Raw genomic sequence first — 13,581 nt, forward strand, 5'->3', positions numbered from 1 at the left:
ATATGAATTTAAAATCTCTATTATTATTAGCAGCAATAGGTACTGTATCTACCTCAGTTTCTTTTGCGCAGACGGGCAATGTTAAAAAGGCAAAATCTGCCCTAGCGAAATTCCAAGAATTGAAAGACGCTGGTACGGTTCAATTGGGTATTCCTAATTTGAAATCGGCGAAAGAAGCTATTGACGCAGCTGTTGTCAATGACAAAACAAAAGATAATGCGGAAGCGTGGACGGTATATGCATTGGTAAATGCAAACCTATCAACAATAGATAAGTCATCTGAATTAGCGAAATTGGCTGAGGACGGAATTGCGAAAGCAAAACAGCTGGATACAGACGGTGCGAATAAAGCGAATATTACTGTTGCAGAACAAATTCTGGGACAATATAATTTCAATTTGGGAGCAGAAGCATATCAAGCACAAAAATATGCTGAATCGTACAGCTCTTTTACAAAAGCGTTGACCTATCTTCCTGGAGATACATTAGTTACTTATTACAGCGGTGTTGCAGCGCTATCAAATAAGGATTATAAGAATGCTGTGGAACGTTATAAAGAACTAATTCCAAGAAAAGATTTCTCTTCGCATAAAACGATTATGGTCGATCTACCGAAATTGTACCTCTCTATGCAAGATACAACTTCAGCACTTGAATATGCAAAAAAAGCGGCTGAAGCTTATCCAGATGACAATGCGGCGATGACTCAAAACATCGAATTGAATCTGATTACAGGCCACGAAAAAGAAACAATTGATGCTATCACTGCACAATTAGCAAAAGATCCAAACAATAAAAGCTTAAATTATTACCTAGGCATAGCCCAATCTTCAGCGAAAAACGAAGACGCAGCAGTTGCAGCATACAAAAAAGCATTGGAGATTGATCCTAACTTTTTTGAGGCAAATACAAATTTAGCAATCACGTTAATGAACAAAACACGTGAAAAATTAAATGTTGTTAATAATAACAGAAAATTGACGCAAGCGCAATATGATGCAGAATTAAATAAGATTAAAGCAGAATTAAAGCCAGTGCTTCCTTACTTAGAGAAAGCAGTTTCTTTGCAACCAAAAAATGTAGATGCTTTAACGAATTTAAAGAACTACTATATTTTTATGCAAGACGAAGCTAAAACGGCCGAAATCAATGCTAAGATCAAAGAAGTAGAGTAAAAAATAAACTTCCATAAAAAAGCCCGCATCTGATGACGCGGGCTTTTTTATGGAAGTTTTTTAGGGTTAAGCTAAAATCGCAATTAACTCAATCTGAAATATCAACGTACATTCTCCTCCTTTTCGAGGTAACAACTCTTCCTTTCCATAAGCCAGTTTAGGTGGAAGGCACACCTCCCAGATTGATCCAACCGGCATCATTGAAATCGCTTCTTGCCAACCCACGATGAGTTCATTAATATAAAACGTTTCGGGGCGCTTCCGCTTATACGAACTATCGAATACAGTTCCGTCTGGAAGCTCGCCTTTATAATGGCAGATAACTTTAGCCGACTTCTTGGGGATTTGCCCCGCCCCCTTTGTTAATACCTTATAATGCAAACCCGATGCGCATACGACTACTCCTTCTTGCTGGGCATACTTTTCCAAAAATACCTTTCCAGCTTCCAGATTCTTTTCCGCAAGCGCTGCTGAACTTAACTTATTTTTCTTTCTCTGAACCAAAACTCAATGGATTAAAATTCAATATTGCTAATTATTTATGTTAGCCTCAAAAATAACAGCTTTTTCTCCTTTTAACGAAAAAAGACCAAGTTTTTGTTCGATAGAACGCCTTTATCAAAGTAACTTTGCATCTAAGGTTTTCTCGAAACTGAATGCCTTACTCACCGGACAGTTTTCCTTCGCTTTATGCGCTATTGTTTGAAACTCAGTTTCGCTTATCGTTGGCACCTTTCCTTGCAGTTCAAGTTCAGATCGCACAATTGAACCATTCTCGAACACGATTGTCGACACGGTGATTAATTCTTCCGGGACAAAACCGGCTTCAGAAAGAAAAGCGCTCAATTGCATGGTGAAGCATCCTGCATGTGCTGCTGCCAATAATTCTTCGGGGTTTGTCCCCACACCATTTTCAAACCGTGTCGAAAATGAGTATTGCGTATGATCCAACGCTGTACTGTCTGTGGTCAGGCTACCTTTTCCTTCTTTCAGATTGCCATTCCATTGGGCTGTTGCTTTTCTTCTCATGTTTTCTATGCTAATTATTTAATTTTTCTAACGTTAATTTCTCCTGTCGCGATTCTAGCCTTTCAGGTATCTTTTATAGAACAAACAGTCGATCAAAAAGTTGTACACTATTGAATAATTGATGTCGCATTTTGAACAGCGCTTACGTTAACAATTGTATTAAAACTAAACTCATGAATAAATTATTGTACCTTTTCATCCTTGTTATCGCCTTCAATTCATGTAAAACTCGTCAAGTCAAAGAACAGGCTTTGATACAGGACTGCCCTGAAGAGAAGATTGTCAATAAAATACCTGGTCCCCCAGTAAAGGGTGAATCTGAAAAAGTTTACTATATCTATCAAGGCAAAAGAATTTCACCAAAACAATTTGACCAAGAATGGCTCGAGAAAAATTGTGATATTAAAGAGACAGTTGTTTATTGATTTTATTTCTTAAAACAAGCATAAAGACGTAATTTCGCCTAAAATTTTTATAATGACAGTTTCTCTTCGGGAGGTCAATCAAAAGATTTTAGGCTACGTCTCTTTAACTTTCCTTGGTTACCTCACAATCGGCCTATCGCTTGCTACCCTCCCCATCTTTATTCATCAAACTTTAGGATTTAATACAATTATTGCGGGACTGGTTATTAGCGTTCAATATATCGCTACTTTCCTACTACGTGGTTATGCAGGAAAAATTGTGGACACCAAGGGCCCCAAGATTTCCGTTCTGCGCAGCATGTTATTTTTTGCATTATCGGGACTCCTTTTACTGCTTGTTTTTTTATTCCGGTCTCAGCCTCTGCTCAGTTTGGGTCTCCTACTTATTACCCGCTTGTTTACTGGAATTGGAGAGGGTCTAGTGGGTGCGAGCCCTATAAATTGGGCATTAATGGAGCTCGGCGACGAACATGCCGCAAAAGCGATCTCTTTCAACGGAATAGCCAGCTATGGTGCATTGGCTATTGGTGCGCCCTTGGGTGTGTTGCTGGTGGATCATATCAATTATGAAGCTTTGGCTCTATTGACCAGTGCTATTGGTCTACTCGGCTATTTTTATTGCCGCGCAAAAACACCCTATCAAGTGGCAGGTAAAAAGGCTGAAAAAGTGAGTTTTAGACGCGTATTGATTTTAGTAGCTCCCTTTGGAATTTGTCTTGCTTTAGGTGGTCTGGGGTTTGGCAGTATCTCCACTTTTATGACGCTTTACTATGAACATTTCAATTGGGAAAATGGGGCAGCATGCTTAACTTTATTTGGCGTATTTTTCATTTTAACACGACTAATTTTCAATAAGGTCATTGACCAATATGGTGGGCTCAAGGTTGCCTTAGTTAGTCTTTTCGTTGAAACAGTAGGCCTCACGGTTATCGCCGTGGCAATTGATCCCTTATGGACCCTATTGGGTGCTGCGTTAACGGGTTTTGGCTTCTCACTGGTATTTCCTGCGCTTGGTGTCGAAGCCATTAAACGGGTAGACCAAAGTCAACAAGGCTCTGCCCTGGCTGCTTATGGGCTATTTATTGATATTTCACTTGGCATCACTGGTCCATTAATTGGCTTTGTGGCCAATAATAGGGGGATGACAGCGATATACCCATTTAGTACCATGATGGTCTGCATTGGTTTTGCCGTTGTTGGAAACCTACTCTATCAAAAAAAGCGGGAGCTGACACCATAGTCTCCACTAAACATCCATACATCGTATCAAAGATATACCTACAAAAAGAGCGGTGAATGTTTAAACATTCACCGCTCTTTTTGTAGGTATATTCGTTAAATTTAACCCTCAATACTAGGTACGCCAACAACTTCATTGGTATCAGCATTGTAATCGATACCCTCAAAATTGAAACCGAACAAATTGAAAAACTCGTTACGATAACCTTCAATATCTGAAATTTCCGCTAAATTTTCAGTTGTTGCTTTCTCCCACAATGCTGCAACTTCAGCCTGAACATCTTCACGCATTTCTAAGTCATCAACACGGATACGACCTTTTTCATCAAGCAATACTTTACCGTCAGCAGTATAAAGTCGCTCGGCAAACAAACGTTGCATTTGTTCAATTGTACCCTCGTGAATTCCTTTTTCTTTCATGACTTTGTACAATAAAGAAATGTATAAAGGAACAACAGGAATAGCTGAGCTTGATTGCGTAACCAAAGCTTTATTCACCGATACATAAGATACACCATTAATATCGCTCAAAATCGCGTTTATGGCAGGCACTGTTCCTTCTAAATCATCCTTCGCACGACCAATCGTACCATTACGGTAAATTGGATAAGTAAGTTCAGGACCTATGTAAGAATAGGCAACTGTTTTCGCTCCATCAGCTAACACACCAGCAGCTTTAAGATCTTCGATCCAAAACTTCCAGTCTTCTCCACCCATAACAGCTACAGTATTCGCAATATCTTCTTCATTTTCAACAGGCTGAATGGTAATATCTGAAATTACACCCGTATGGAAATCTACCGTTTTGTTGGTAAATGGTTCTTGTATCGGTTTCAAAACAGAAGCATGTGCTACCCCCGTTTTTGGATGCGTACGGCGTGGTGATGCCAAACTGTAAACCACTAAATCAACCTGTCCCAGATCCTTTTTAATAAGTTCAATAGTTTGTTTTTTCACTTCGTCCGAAAAAGCGTCACCATTGATACTTTTGGCATATAATCCCGCCTCATGGGCTTCTTTCTCAAAAGCTGCGGAATTGTACCATCCGGCAGTCCCGGGCTTGCCTTCTGCCGCAGGTTTTTCAAAAAATACACCGATTGTAGCAGCTCCAGAACCAAATGCTGCAGAAATCCGAGATGCAATACCAAATCCAGTAGAAGCACCGATTACCAATACTTTCTTTGGACCATTCGCGATCTCACCTTTGGATTTCACGTATTCAATTTGATTTTTAATGTTTTGCGCAGCCCCTTGTGGATGCGAGGTTAAACAAATAAAACCTCTAGTTCTTGGTTGTATAATCATCTTGATTAATTTTCTTACTACTTGTTTTATTGATTAGGCAAAATAAGGAATTTTAAATGAGAAAATCGCGATAAAAATCAATTAGTTTTTGTTTCATTTTCATTTAAACGGACATTTGCTTACTTTCACAAAGTTAAGTATACATCGCATTCCACTTATTTATGCCAATCCAATTTACAATAAAAAAGAATAAAAAAAATGCACTTTTTTTAGGAACGCTAGCCGCCTTATTTTTTGCCAGTACCTTCGTTCTAAACCGCATTATGGCCGTGTCCGGTGGAAGCTGGCAATGGACAGCCTCCTTACGGTTTATTTGGATGCTCCCAGTCTTACTTATCATTGTTGCCATAAGAGGAAACCTCATCGATTTACTTAAAGAAATCAGATCCAACCTTTGGCAATGGCTTCTTTGGAGTACCATCGGATTCGGACTGTTCTATGCGGCGCTTACCTATGGCGCAAATTATGGCCCATCTTGGCTCGTGGCCAGCACTTTCGAATTCACCATTATAGCCGGCATGTTTATTGGTCCGTTGCTCGAAAAGAAAGGTCAGCGAAAAAGCATATCAAAAGCTTCACTCCTCTTCTCCATTCTAATTTTTTTAGGTATTCTTTTGATGCAAATTTCAGAAGCCCAGTCAACCTCCTTAAACAGCATGTTATTGGGAACCATCCCTGTATTGATCGGTTCCATTGCCTATCCCTTAGGTAACCGTAAAATGATGAAAATATCAAATAATAGGTTAGATGCTTTTCAACGCACGCTCGGGATGACGCTCTGTAGTATGCCATTTTGGATTATCCTGAGTCTATTTGGCTATTCTGATCATGGTTTACCAACTGATAGTCAGCTCTTCCAAACCTTTTTAGTGGCCATTTGTTCGGGGGTGATTGCAACACTTTTATTTTTCTCAGCTACTGATTTCGTTCATCACGATCATAAAGCCTTAGCAGCTGTAGAGGCAACACAGGCCATGGAAGTTATTTTTACGCTGCTAGGCGAAATTCTCATCTTGCAGGCGGCACTTCCAAATGTATATTCCTGTATGGGTATTGTATTGGTGGTCATTGGCATGATACTCCATAGTCGCACAAGTTAATAATCCCCTATCTTTTATCTGCTTGTAATGTTCTGCTTATTTTACTCAGGTTTAAGCTGTTGGCCATTGCCGAGAAAATATCATAATAGGTTCCTTTATGTGTGTATAGATCTTCATGTTGTCCTTTCTCCACCACCATCCCCTTTTCCATGACCACAATAGCATTGGAATCGATGATCTGGGAGATACTGTGGGAAACGATAATTACTGTACGGTCTTTCTTTATGGCATCCAAACTATTTTTAATCTGTTCGGTCGCAATGGCGTCCAAATTAGCCGTAGGCTCGTCGAGAAAAATAATCGGCGGATTTTTTAAAAACAAACGAGCTATAGCGATCCGCTGCTGCTGCCCCCCTGACAGCGATTGCGCATCTGAATCGTAACCTTTGGGCAAATCCATAATCTGCTCATGGATATAGGCCTTTTTGGCCGCTTCAATGATCTCTTCCCTGGAACTTCCCATTTTACCATATTCAATATTTTCAAAGATAGTTCCTTTAAAAATATGATTCCGTTGCAATACCATACCGATATGTCGACGGAGAAACGCTGTATCGTATTTTGCCAAGTCTACCCCATCCAAAAAAATTTGCCCACTGGTGGGTTCATAAAATTTATCCAATAAGTTGATAATCGTACTTTTCCCGGCTCCACTCAGCCCCACTAATGCCGTAATTTCATTTGGCTTGATCTCAAAATTTACATCCTTTAAAGCAACCGTCCCATTCGGATATTCAAAAAATACATTCCGTAACGCCAAATGTCCTTTTATCTGTGCCAGCTTATAATCTCCCTTTGATTCTATATACTCGTCAGATTCCAAAATTTCAAAGAAAGATTCCGAATAGACCAGGGCATCGTTTACTTCATCATAAATCCGGTGCAGCTGACGAATCGGTGCCGAAACGTTATTAAATAACATAATATGAAACATAATCGCACCAATGGTAATTTGGCCCGAGAGAACAAGATAGGCCGTTAAAACAATAATTATGACAACGGCAATCTGTTCTACGAAATTTTTAATGCTATCGTAAAAAAAACTTGTTTTTCGAGTTTCCATTTGATTCTCAGTCATTTCATATTGAATCTTTTCATGACGTTTCGCTTCTTCTGGCTCTCGAACGAAAGACTTAATTACCAAAATTGAATCGATCAAACTAATGATCCGATTATTTTTCGACTCCCGGTATTTGCGCATCTGCCTCCTAAAGCCCGTCAATCTGGAGGCTTGGGTCTGACTAATATAAAGATACAAGGGAATAACAGCCAATCCCACTAGACCTACGTATACATTAGCGTAGAACATACAGATTAATGCAATGATTGCATTGGCAAACAAAGGTAGAATATCAATAAAGAAATTTTGGACCAGACGTGTCAACGAACTGATCCCGGCATCTATCCGGGTAGCCAATTTTCCACTTTCATTGTCGCTTGAGGTATAGAAGGCTAACTTATAGGTTAAAATGCGGTTTACAATGGATTGAGAAAAGTCACGTGCGATATAAATGCGAAGTTTCTCCCCGTAAAATTTCTGACCAAATTGCACAAAAGCGTAGACAATTTCTTTAATTAGTAAAATAACACTGATTATACCAACAAGATACATGCCCTTCGATAAAGGCTCCTTGGCGACCATCAGCTCATTAATTTGATCGACGGTATAACGTAAAATAAAAGCGTTTATTTGCGCCGCGAAAGACCCCACTACCGTTAATAGCAACGTATAAATAATCAGCTGACGATAAGGTTTGGCAAAGGGAACAATTTTCTTAAATAATTGTGGGATAGTCATTGAAATCGATTTAATACACAGGAAACAATTAAGCTACGGACATTGTTTAACTGAAAGCATACAATCAATTTGATCGCAACGTCGGGCTGACCTAAATTAGGAAGATATCCAAACCGTGAGGCCAGCTTCTTTGATAAGCGAATAACTTAAACGGTACTGTAAGGAATATGTCTGGCATGACACAAACAGGGCTATCCAAAATGAATAGCCCTGTTTGTGTGAAGTGATAGCCCCGCTACATTAACCAAAAATCCGATTTAACACTTTGGCAAGGCGTAAACCACCTTTGAGCATACATTGCTCCATAATATCCTTGTTTTGATAGACATAAGTGTACGATAAATTGGCGTTATTAGCTACGTCAGCATAAATCTTTTCAGCTAATTGATTTGATTCATACAACCAATTCGAGAGTTCTCCAGCCGCTAACTGCGCATTCTCTTTTTTATTGTTCACATCTAAAACAGTTGCAAACTCGGTGTAACTATACTTCTCATTATCAACCAAATCGCTATCCCATACACGATGAATATTCGATTTTTTTCCAAACCAGCTTACTTCAATCTTATTGCCTCCCTGATCCTCAGCACGGCTAACGTGCATGGGTTGATGCGCATCGCCCAAAATATGGATCAAGAAATACAGGTTTTGCTTTTGCTGATCCATTGGAAGAGTTTTATCTGCAAACGACTTCTCAATACGTAGCGCTGTCTTATAAAGATTCTCGTCGGCTGAACTTTCCAAACCCAATTGAAAATCAGCCCAGGGTAAATTCGAGTTTAAATTGATAAAATGGGAATTTCCCAGTTTTTTAAATTCAGGATTGGGATCTGATTTAATAAAATCGCCCCAGTTGGCCCAATAAGCCAGTTTCTGTTTTCCAATAATTTTCCCTATATTTTTTTTGGCTTTTTTTGTCAAATGGCGTTCCGCAATTTCGGCCACGACACGATGTCCCGTTGTACCCCACGCAAATACCGAAGAAAGCTGAAAACACATTGCCATTGCCAGCAAACCCTTAATCATTTTTTTCATTAGATTGTTGTTTTAAATGATGACGAAGTTCTTACCTGTAAAAAACGCTGTTCTCTCCACAAACTGGAGTTGAAAAGCGGAATCAAACCTGTAATAACTCATCTTACTATACTAAATGTTAATTATTTGAAAATATCGAAGGTATACTTTGCTGAGGACCAAAACTCATCCAACGCAATTATTCGAGGCTTAAAAAAAGAAATGAGCTCAGCCCAGTCTGTCTCTTTAAAAACGCTGTAACCTGTTAAGCTTGTGTAGATCCGACAAATCGGTTTCCCATATTCGTCCGTTCCGTCCATGTCCCAAATCCACTCCTCTTCAAGAAGATCCTGCAACAACGCTTTAAACTGAAAAAATTGTTCTGCCATCAATGCCCTCAGTCCAGCATCAGGTTGTGACCACTGTATCGCAACAGTTGCCACTTTGTTATCCGCATCCATTTTGAAGTATAAATGCTTAATGCCTGTCTTGTAGTTGATCCAATTTACCTTATCCCCATCTGCAGAAGTATGTAAAGCCATAAATTGGCCAAACTTTGTCCAGAATAACTGTTTTAATTGTTTTATCTCTTCCCTTGAATACACCGATACAAATTTTAGTCAACAAAATTAGCAAAATAGCGCGGTATGTCTAAACCTTATTGGTATCAAAATTGTTGTTTTAACAATATATATTCGAAAGATGAACATGGATAAGAAAAAATCACTGTTACTGTTAGCTGGCGTCGCACTTAGCGCTGTGGCCTATAATGCCTTTAAGCCCGTCATCTCGCGACCTGACGTCGTCGATCCGTTTGACTTGGATAAATACCTTGGAAAATGGTATGAAATAGCTAGACTCGATTTTTATTGGGAAAAAGGCTTGAGTCAAGTTTCGGCAGAATACAGCAAAAATAAAAATGGTACAATACGTGTCAATAACCAAGGGTACTCCGAAGACAAAGAACGCTGGAAACAGTCTATCGGAAAAGCTAAATTTGTCAACAGCCCCAATGAAGGTGCACTTAAAGTGTCGTTCTTTGGACCGTTTTACAGTGGCTATAATATCGTAAAAATAACATCGGATTATAAATATGCACTTATTTTTGGAGACAACCTCGACTATATGTGGATTTTGGGCCGTGAGAGGGAAATTCCAGATAAAATAAGAAATGAATTTTTAACCTATGCCCTCCAATGTGGATATAAAACAGGCGATCTGGTGTGGACCAAGCACTAATCCTGTATAGATCAAACCTTAGTTAAAGATAGGGGCCAATAGCTGATAGTTTAACGTCTTGTCCTGCGAGAGCACATCGGCGATTTCTTCAATATCCTCTGGGGTAATTGCATTTCTGATACCTGCATTGTAAAGGTTCGTAAGGAAAAATGCAGCTTCACGTTTTTCGTTAAGCGGCAAAATTGAACTCCCGACATAGAAATTTAATACAGATACAGCATATTCGCCAAACAGGTTAAAACCGAAATCACCATTTTTCTGGAGGCAATAAAGCATCATTTTTTCAAAATCAGAACGCAAAGTATCTTTAATCTCAGTAGTCATTGAACATCTTTTTAGAGGCATAGTTGCCGAAAATAGTGTATAACAAGATCCACTCTTCTCCTGGCAGGACAAAAATGCAAAAAATATCCCAAACAATGTACCGCGAAGCAGTAGATTGTTTGGGATAAATGGAGCGTTATGCCACGAATGGTTTACAATGCTTCTGCATGTTGAGAAACATCCAAGCCAAGCTCTTCATCTGTTTCTTCGACGCGCAATGGAGCGATAAGATCGGTGATCTTCAATAGTACCAATGAACCCACGAAGGCAAAAAATGACACCGCAAATAACGCGACCATATGGACAAAAAACAATTTCGTCTCGCCAAAAAATAGGCCATTGTCCACAACAAGCGGATTAACATTATGGTGAGCAAACACACCGGTAAGTACCATACCAACCATACCGCCTACCCCGTGACAAGGGAACACATCCAACGTATCGTCTATACTTGTTTTGCTTCTCAGATATACAACCAGATTACTAACCAAAGCACCAACCAAACCAATGATCATCGCATGTGGAATACTGACAAAACCAGCTGCTGGAGTAATCGCAACCAAACCAACAACGGCACCGATACATGCCCCCATTGCTGAAGGTTTTTTTCCACGTATGATATCAACAAATATCCATGCCATGGCGGCCATGGCCGATGCTGTAGTTGTGGTCGCAAAAGCATATGCTGCCAACGAATTTGCTCCACCAGCAGAACCGGCATTAAATCCAAACCAGCCAAACCACAGGAGTGCTGTACCCAATATCACATAGCTTATACGTGCGGGGTTATGACTTTGCGTCTTACGTCCTTTTAAATAAATAGCGGCTGCCAACGCTGCCCAACCAGCTGACATGTGTACAACTGTACCACCGGCAAAATCAAGAACACCAAATTTTGCCAATATACCTTCTGGATGCCAAGTAGCATGTGCCAATGGCATATAAATAAAAATACTGAATAGGATAATGAATAGCATAAATGAATTGAAACGAATACGTTCCGCAAAAGCCCCAGTAATTAATGCCGGTGTGATAATCGCAAACTTCAATTGAAACATGGCAAACAAAACCAAAGGTATAGTGGGAAGCGCTCCCCAAGCAACATTCCCTAATGTACCTTTCATCATAAAAAATGTACGCGGATCACCCACAATACCACCGATATCATCGCCGAAAGCTAAACTAAAGCCAACAATGACCCAAAGGATTGTCATTAAACACATACATATAAAGCTTTGCATCATCGTTGAAATTACATTCTTCTTGCTAACCATACCGCCGTAAAAAAAGGCAAGTCCAGGTGTCATAATCAACACCAATGCAGAAGAAGTCAACAACCAGGCCGTATCTCCCGTATCAAATTCTGTCTTGTTTAAGTCAGACAAGTCAATCGAGGGAAATACAAGTCCTAATACTCCCAAAAGAACTAGAACAATGAGTGGAATAATTTTTTTCATTTGTTTAAACTGATTAGTGTTTTCAATACATTAATAAAATTGTTAAAAAAATACAAGAACAAAACAAAAACCTGCTTTCGCTTATAATTTTTTCAAATATAAAGTCTTTTTATTAAAAAAATACCATGTTATTTTATTTTTTATGATTTTTTTTACATAATTTCACAAAAACAAATACAAAAACCACAATAATCACTTTATTTTTAAACCAAAAACCAAACAAAACAAGAAAAACAAAGATAATTTCACCTAAAAACATCAAACAAATCAAACTTAAACCCCAAAAAAAACATGAAAAGACTTCTAACAACCATCATTTTATCGACATTTCTAATAAAAACAGCCACGTGCCAAGAAGAAACAAAAGAAAAAGGAATAGAAATATCCGGATCAGTAGACACCTATTGGAAATATGATTTTCAAAACAAACCCAACATCAACACCTATTTTACGGAAGACAACAATTCTGTGTCTATTGGCATGGTGGATTTGGCTGTAAAAAAGAAGTTTAAAAAAGCATCATTTGTCGGAGAATTATCTTTTGGCCCCAGAGGGCAGTATCGATCCATTATGAATGGTGATGGCCAGGCCGGCGATGACAAAAACAGTTTCCACATCCAAAATTTATATGTAGGCTATGATCTAACCGAGAAGCTCAATCTTACTGCAGGATTCATGGGAACATTTGTGGGTTTTGAAGTAATATCGCCCACATACAACTTTCATTATTCAACTTCCTATTTATTTGGCGCCGGCCCATTTCAAGACGCAGGTTTAAAAGCTACCTATAGTTTCTCAGACAAAGTAGCCTTAATGGTCGGACTATTTAACGACTGGAACGTCTATCAAGATATGAACGGAGTTTCCCATGTCGGATCACAACTGGCCTATACCCCCAATGACAAAAGCAGCTTCTATCTCAATTTTCTGACAGGATCGTCCGCTGGCGGTAAAAACAATTACAGTTCCGGGACCTTGGTCGATCTCGTTGCTAATTATGACTTCACCTCAAAATTTTTCCTTGGATTAAATGCTACAAATTATAAAAAGAGAGATGGTGGCGGTTACTCTGGAATAGCACTTTATCCAAGAATTCATTTTTCAGAAAATTTTGGCCTAGGATTACGCGAAGAGTTTTTCCAAACGCATAAAGAGGAAGAAAATGGAATCCCTAGTTCCAATATCCTCGCAACCACCTTAACAGCAGAATACAATTACCATGGATTCAAATTTATTCCCGAAATCAGAATTGACAAAGGAAATACCGAACGATTCATCAAGAACGACTTAAGCCCAACTAAATCTGCAGGACAATTTCTATTGGCCTGTGTATACAGTTTCTAAAGAGCATCCCATTACACCAAAGAAAAGGGCAGGTTACACTGCAATGCCCCCAAAAGCGAGACACTTTCTGGGGGCATTTTTATGAGAAAAAACATAGTTTGGAATTCAAACTTAGTCTTGTCGATCGGATCG

Annotated in this window: 14 protein-coding genes; 6 read left to right on the plus strand and 8 right to left on the minus strand. The window is 39.1% G+C overall.

Annotated elements, in window-relative coordinates; translation table 11 throughout:
- Positions 1-2: 2 nt before the first annotated feature.
- The gene (locus tag B3600_RS02745; protein ID WP_112376491.1) at positions 3-1,175 is read left to right on the plus strand and encodes a tetratricopeptide repeat protein; all 1,173 of its coding nucleotides are present in this window, start codon (positions 3-5) and stop codon (positions 1,173-1,175) included.
- Between the two features lie 66 nt (positions 1,176-1,241).
- Here B3600_RS02745 and B3600_RS02750 read toward each other — a convergent pair whose 3' ends face one another.
- Both B3600_RS02750 and B3600_RS02755 read right to left on the minus strand, forming a co-directional pair.
- A complete protein-coding gene (locus tag B3600_RS02750) occupies positions 1,242-1,679 on the minus strand; it encodes an FKBP-type peptidyl-prolyl cis-trans isomerase (protein ID WP_286751997.1) in 438 nt (145 codons plus the stop codon).
- Positions 1,680-1,793: 114 nt separating this feature from the next.
- Positions 1,794-2,204, minus strand: a complete 411-nt coding sequence (locus B3600_RS02755) for an OsmC family protein (RefSeq protein ID WP_070568887.1) — start codon at positions 2,202-2,204, stop codon at positions 1,794-1,796.
- 173 nt (positions 2,205-2,377) lie between these two features.
- Between B3600_RS02755 and B3600_RS02760 the strand changes: the two genes are divergently transcribed.
- Positions 2,378-2,629 (plus strand): hypothetical protein, encoded by a 252-nt coding sequence (locus B3600_RS02760; RefSeq protein ID WP_046673571.1) that lies wholly within the window; start codon positions 2,378-2,380, stop codon positions 2,627-2,629.
- Positions 2,630-2,681: 52 nt separating this feature from the next.
- The gene (locus tag B3600_RS02765; protein ID WP_286751998.1) at positions 2,682-3,869 is read left to right on the plus strand and encodes an MFS transporter; all 1,188 of its coding nucleotides are present in this window, start codon (positions 2,682-2,684) and stop codon (positions 3,867-3,869) included.
- A 101-nt stretch (positions 3,870-3,970) separates the two neighbouring features.
- Here the strand turns inward: B3600_RS02765 and fabV are convergent, their stop codons facing one another.
- On the minus strand, positions 3,971-5,173 hold the full coding sequence (gene fabV, locus B3600_RS02770) for an enoyl-ACP reductase FabV (RefSeq protein WP_112376488.1): 1,203 nt from the start codon (positions 5,171-5,173) through the stop codon (positions 3,971-3,973).
- 161 nt (positions 5,174-5,334) lie between these two features.
- Between fabV and B3600_RS02775 the strand changes: the two genes are divergently transcribed.
- Complete coding sequence (locus B3600_RS02775) at positions 5,335-6,273, plus strand: multidrug resistance efflux transporter family protein (RefSeq protein ID WP_112376487.1); 939 nt, start codon at positions 5,335-5,337, stop codon at positions 6,271-6,273.
- Positions 6,274-6,280: 7 nt separating this feature from the next.
- Here the strand turns inward: B3600_RS02775 and B3600_RS02780 are convergent, their stop codons facing one another.
- From B3600_RS02780 to B3600_RS02790, 3 genes are all read right to left on the minus strand, one after another.
- Positions 6,281-8,071, minus strand: coding sequence for an ABC transporter ATP-binding protein (locus B3600_RS02780; protein WP_286751999.1), 1,791 nt, complete (start codon positions 8,069-8,071; stop codon positions 6,281-6,283).
- A 240-nt stretch (positions 8,072-8,311) separates the two neighbouring features.
- Positions 8,312-9,106 (minus strand): S1/P1 nuclease, encoded by a 795-nt coding sequence (locus B3600_RS02785; RefSeq protein WP_070568908.1) that lies wholly within the window; start codon positions 9,104-9,106, stop codon positions 8,312-8,314.
- Positions 9,107-9,228: 122 nt separating this feature from the next.
- Complete coding sequence (locus tag B3600_RS02790) at positions 9,229-9,690, minus strand: DUF4268 domain-containing protein (RefSeq protein ID WP_070568910.1); 462 nt, start codon at positions 9,688-9,690, stop codon at positions 9,229-9,231.
- 103 nt (positions 9,691-9,793) lie between these two features.
- Here B3600_RS02790 and B3600_RS02795 point away from each other — a divergent pair, with 103 nt between their 5' ends.
- Positions 9,794-10,324, plus strand: coding sequence for a lipocalin family protein (locus tag B3600_RS02795; RefSeq protein WP_070569098.1), 531 nt, complete (start codon positions 9,794-9,796; stop codon positions 10,322-10,324).
- A gap of 18 nt (positions 10,325-10,342) precedes the next feature.
- On the opposite strand, the gene B3600_RS02800 is transcribed toward B3600_RS02795, so the two are convergent.
- Both B3600_RS02800 and B3600_RS02805 read right to left on the minus strand, forming a co-directional pair.
- A complete protein-coding gene (locus tag B3600_RS02800) occupies positions 10,343-10,648 on the minus strand; it encodes a hypothetical protein (RefSeq protein WP_286752000.1) in 306 nt (101 codons plus the stop codon).
- Between the two features lie 152 nt (positions 10,649-10,800).
- Positions 10,801-12,105 carry an ammonium transporter gene (locus B3600_RS02805; protein WP_046673579.1) on the minus strand — a complete coding sequence of 435 codons (1,305 nt, stop codon included), beginning with the start codon at positions 12,103-12,105 and terminating at the stop codon, positions 10,801-10,803.
- A gap of 291 nt (positions 12,106-12,396) precedes the next feature.
- On the opposite strand from B3600_RS02805, the gene B3600_RS02810 reads away from it, so the two are divergent.
- Positions 12,397-13,449 carry an outer membrane beta-barrel protein gene (locus B3600_RS02810; RefSeq protein WP_070568916.1) on the plus strand — a complete coding sequence of 351 codons (1,053 nt, stop codon included), beginning with the start codon at positions 12,397-12,399 and terminating at the stop codon, positions 13,447-13,449.
- Positions 13,450-13,581: the final 132 nt, after the last annotated feature.

It is taken from the genome of Sphingobacterium sp. UBA2480 (genome assembly GCF_002341965.1).
Taxonomy (GTDB): Bacteria; Bacteroidota; Bacteroidia; order Sphingobacteriales; family Sphingobacteriaceae; genus Sphingobacterium; species Sphingobacterium multivorum.

What these genes read in the sequence shown, in the direction of transcription:
- B3600_RS02765 (WP_286751998.1), top strand. Translation starts at nt 2,682, where the DNA reads ATGACAGTTTCTCTTCGGGAGGTCAATCAAAAGATTTTAGGCTACGTC.
- B3600_RS02800 (WP_286752000.1), bottom strand. Translation starts at nt 10,648, where the DNA reads ATGACTACTGAGATTAAAGATACTTTGCGTTCTGATTTTGAAAAAATG.
- B3600_RS02755 (WP_070568887.1), bottom strand. Translation starts at nt 2,204, where the DNA reads ATGAGAAGAAAAGCAACAGCCCAATGGAATGGCAATCTGAAAGAAGGA.
- B3600_RS02775 (WP_112376487.1), top strand. Translation starts at nt 5,335, where the DNA reads ATGCCAATCCAATTTACAATAAAAAAGAATAAAAAAAATGCACTTTTT.
- fabV (WP_112376488.1), bottom strand. Translation starts at nt 5,173, where the DNA reads ATGATTATACAACCAAGAACTAGAGGTTTTATTTGTTTAACCTCGCAT.
- B3600_RS02760 (WP_046673571.1), top strand. Translation starts at nt 2,378, where the DNA reads ATGAATAAATTATTGTACCTTTTCATCCTTGTTATCGCCTTCAATTCA.
- B3600_RS02745 (WP_112376491.1), top strand. Translation starts at nt 3, where the DNA reads ATGAATTTAAAATCTCTATTATTATTAGCAGCAATAGGTACTGTATCT.
- B3600_RS02780 (WP_286751999.1), bottom strand. Translation starts at nt 8,071, where the DNA reads ATGACTATCCCACAATTATTTAAGAAAATTGTTCCCTTTGCCAAACCT.
- B3600_RS02785 (WP_070568908.1), bottom strand. Translation starts at nt 9,106, where the DNA reads ATGAAAAAAATGATTAAGGGTTTGCTGGCAATGGCAATGTGTTTTCAG.
- B3600_RS02795 (WP_070569098.1), top strand. Translation starts at nt 9,794, where the DNA reads ATGGATAAGAAAAAATCACTGTTACTGTTAGCTGGCGTCGCACTTAGC.
- B3600_RS02810 (WP_070568916.1), top strand. Translation starts at nt 12,397, where the DNA reads ATGAAAAGACTTCTAACAACCATCATTTTATCGACATTTCTAATAAAA.
- B3600_RS02805 (WP_046673579.1), bottom strand. Translation starts at nt 12,105, where the DNA reads ATGAAAAAAATTATTCCACTCATTGTTCTAGTTCTTTTGGGAGTATTA.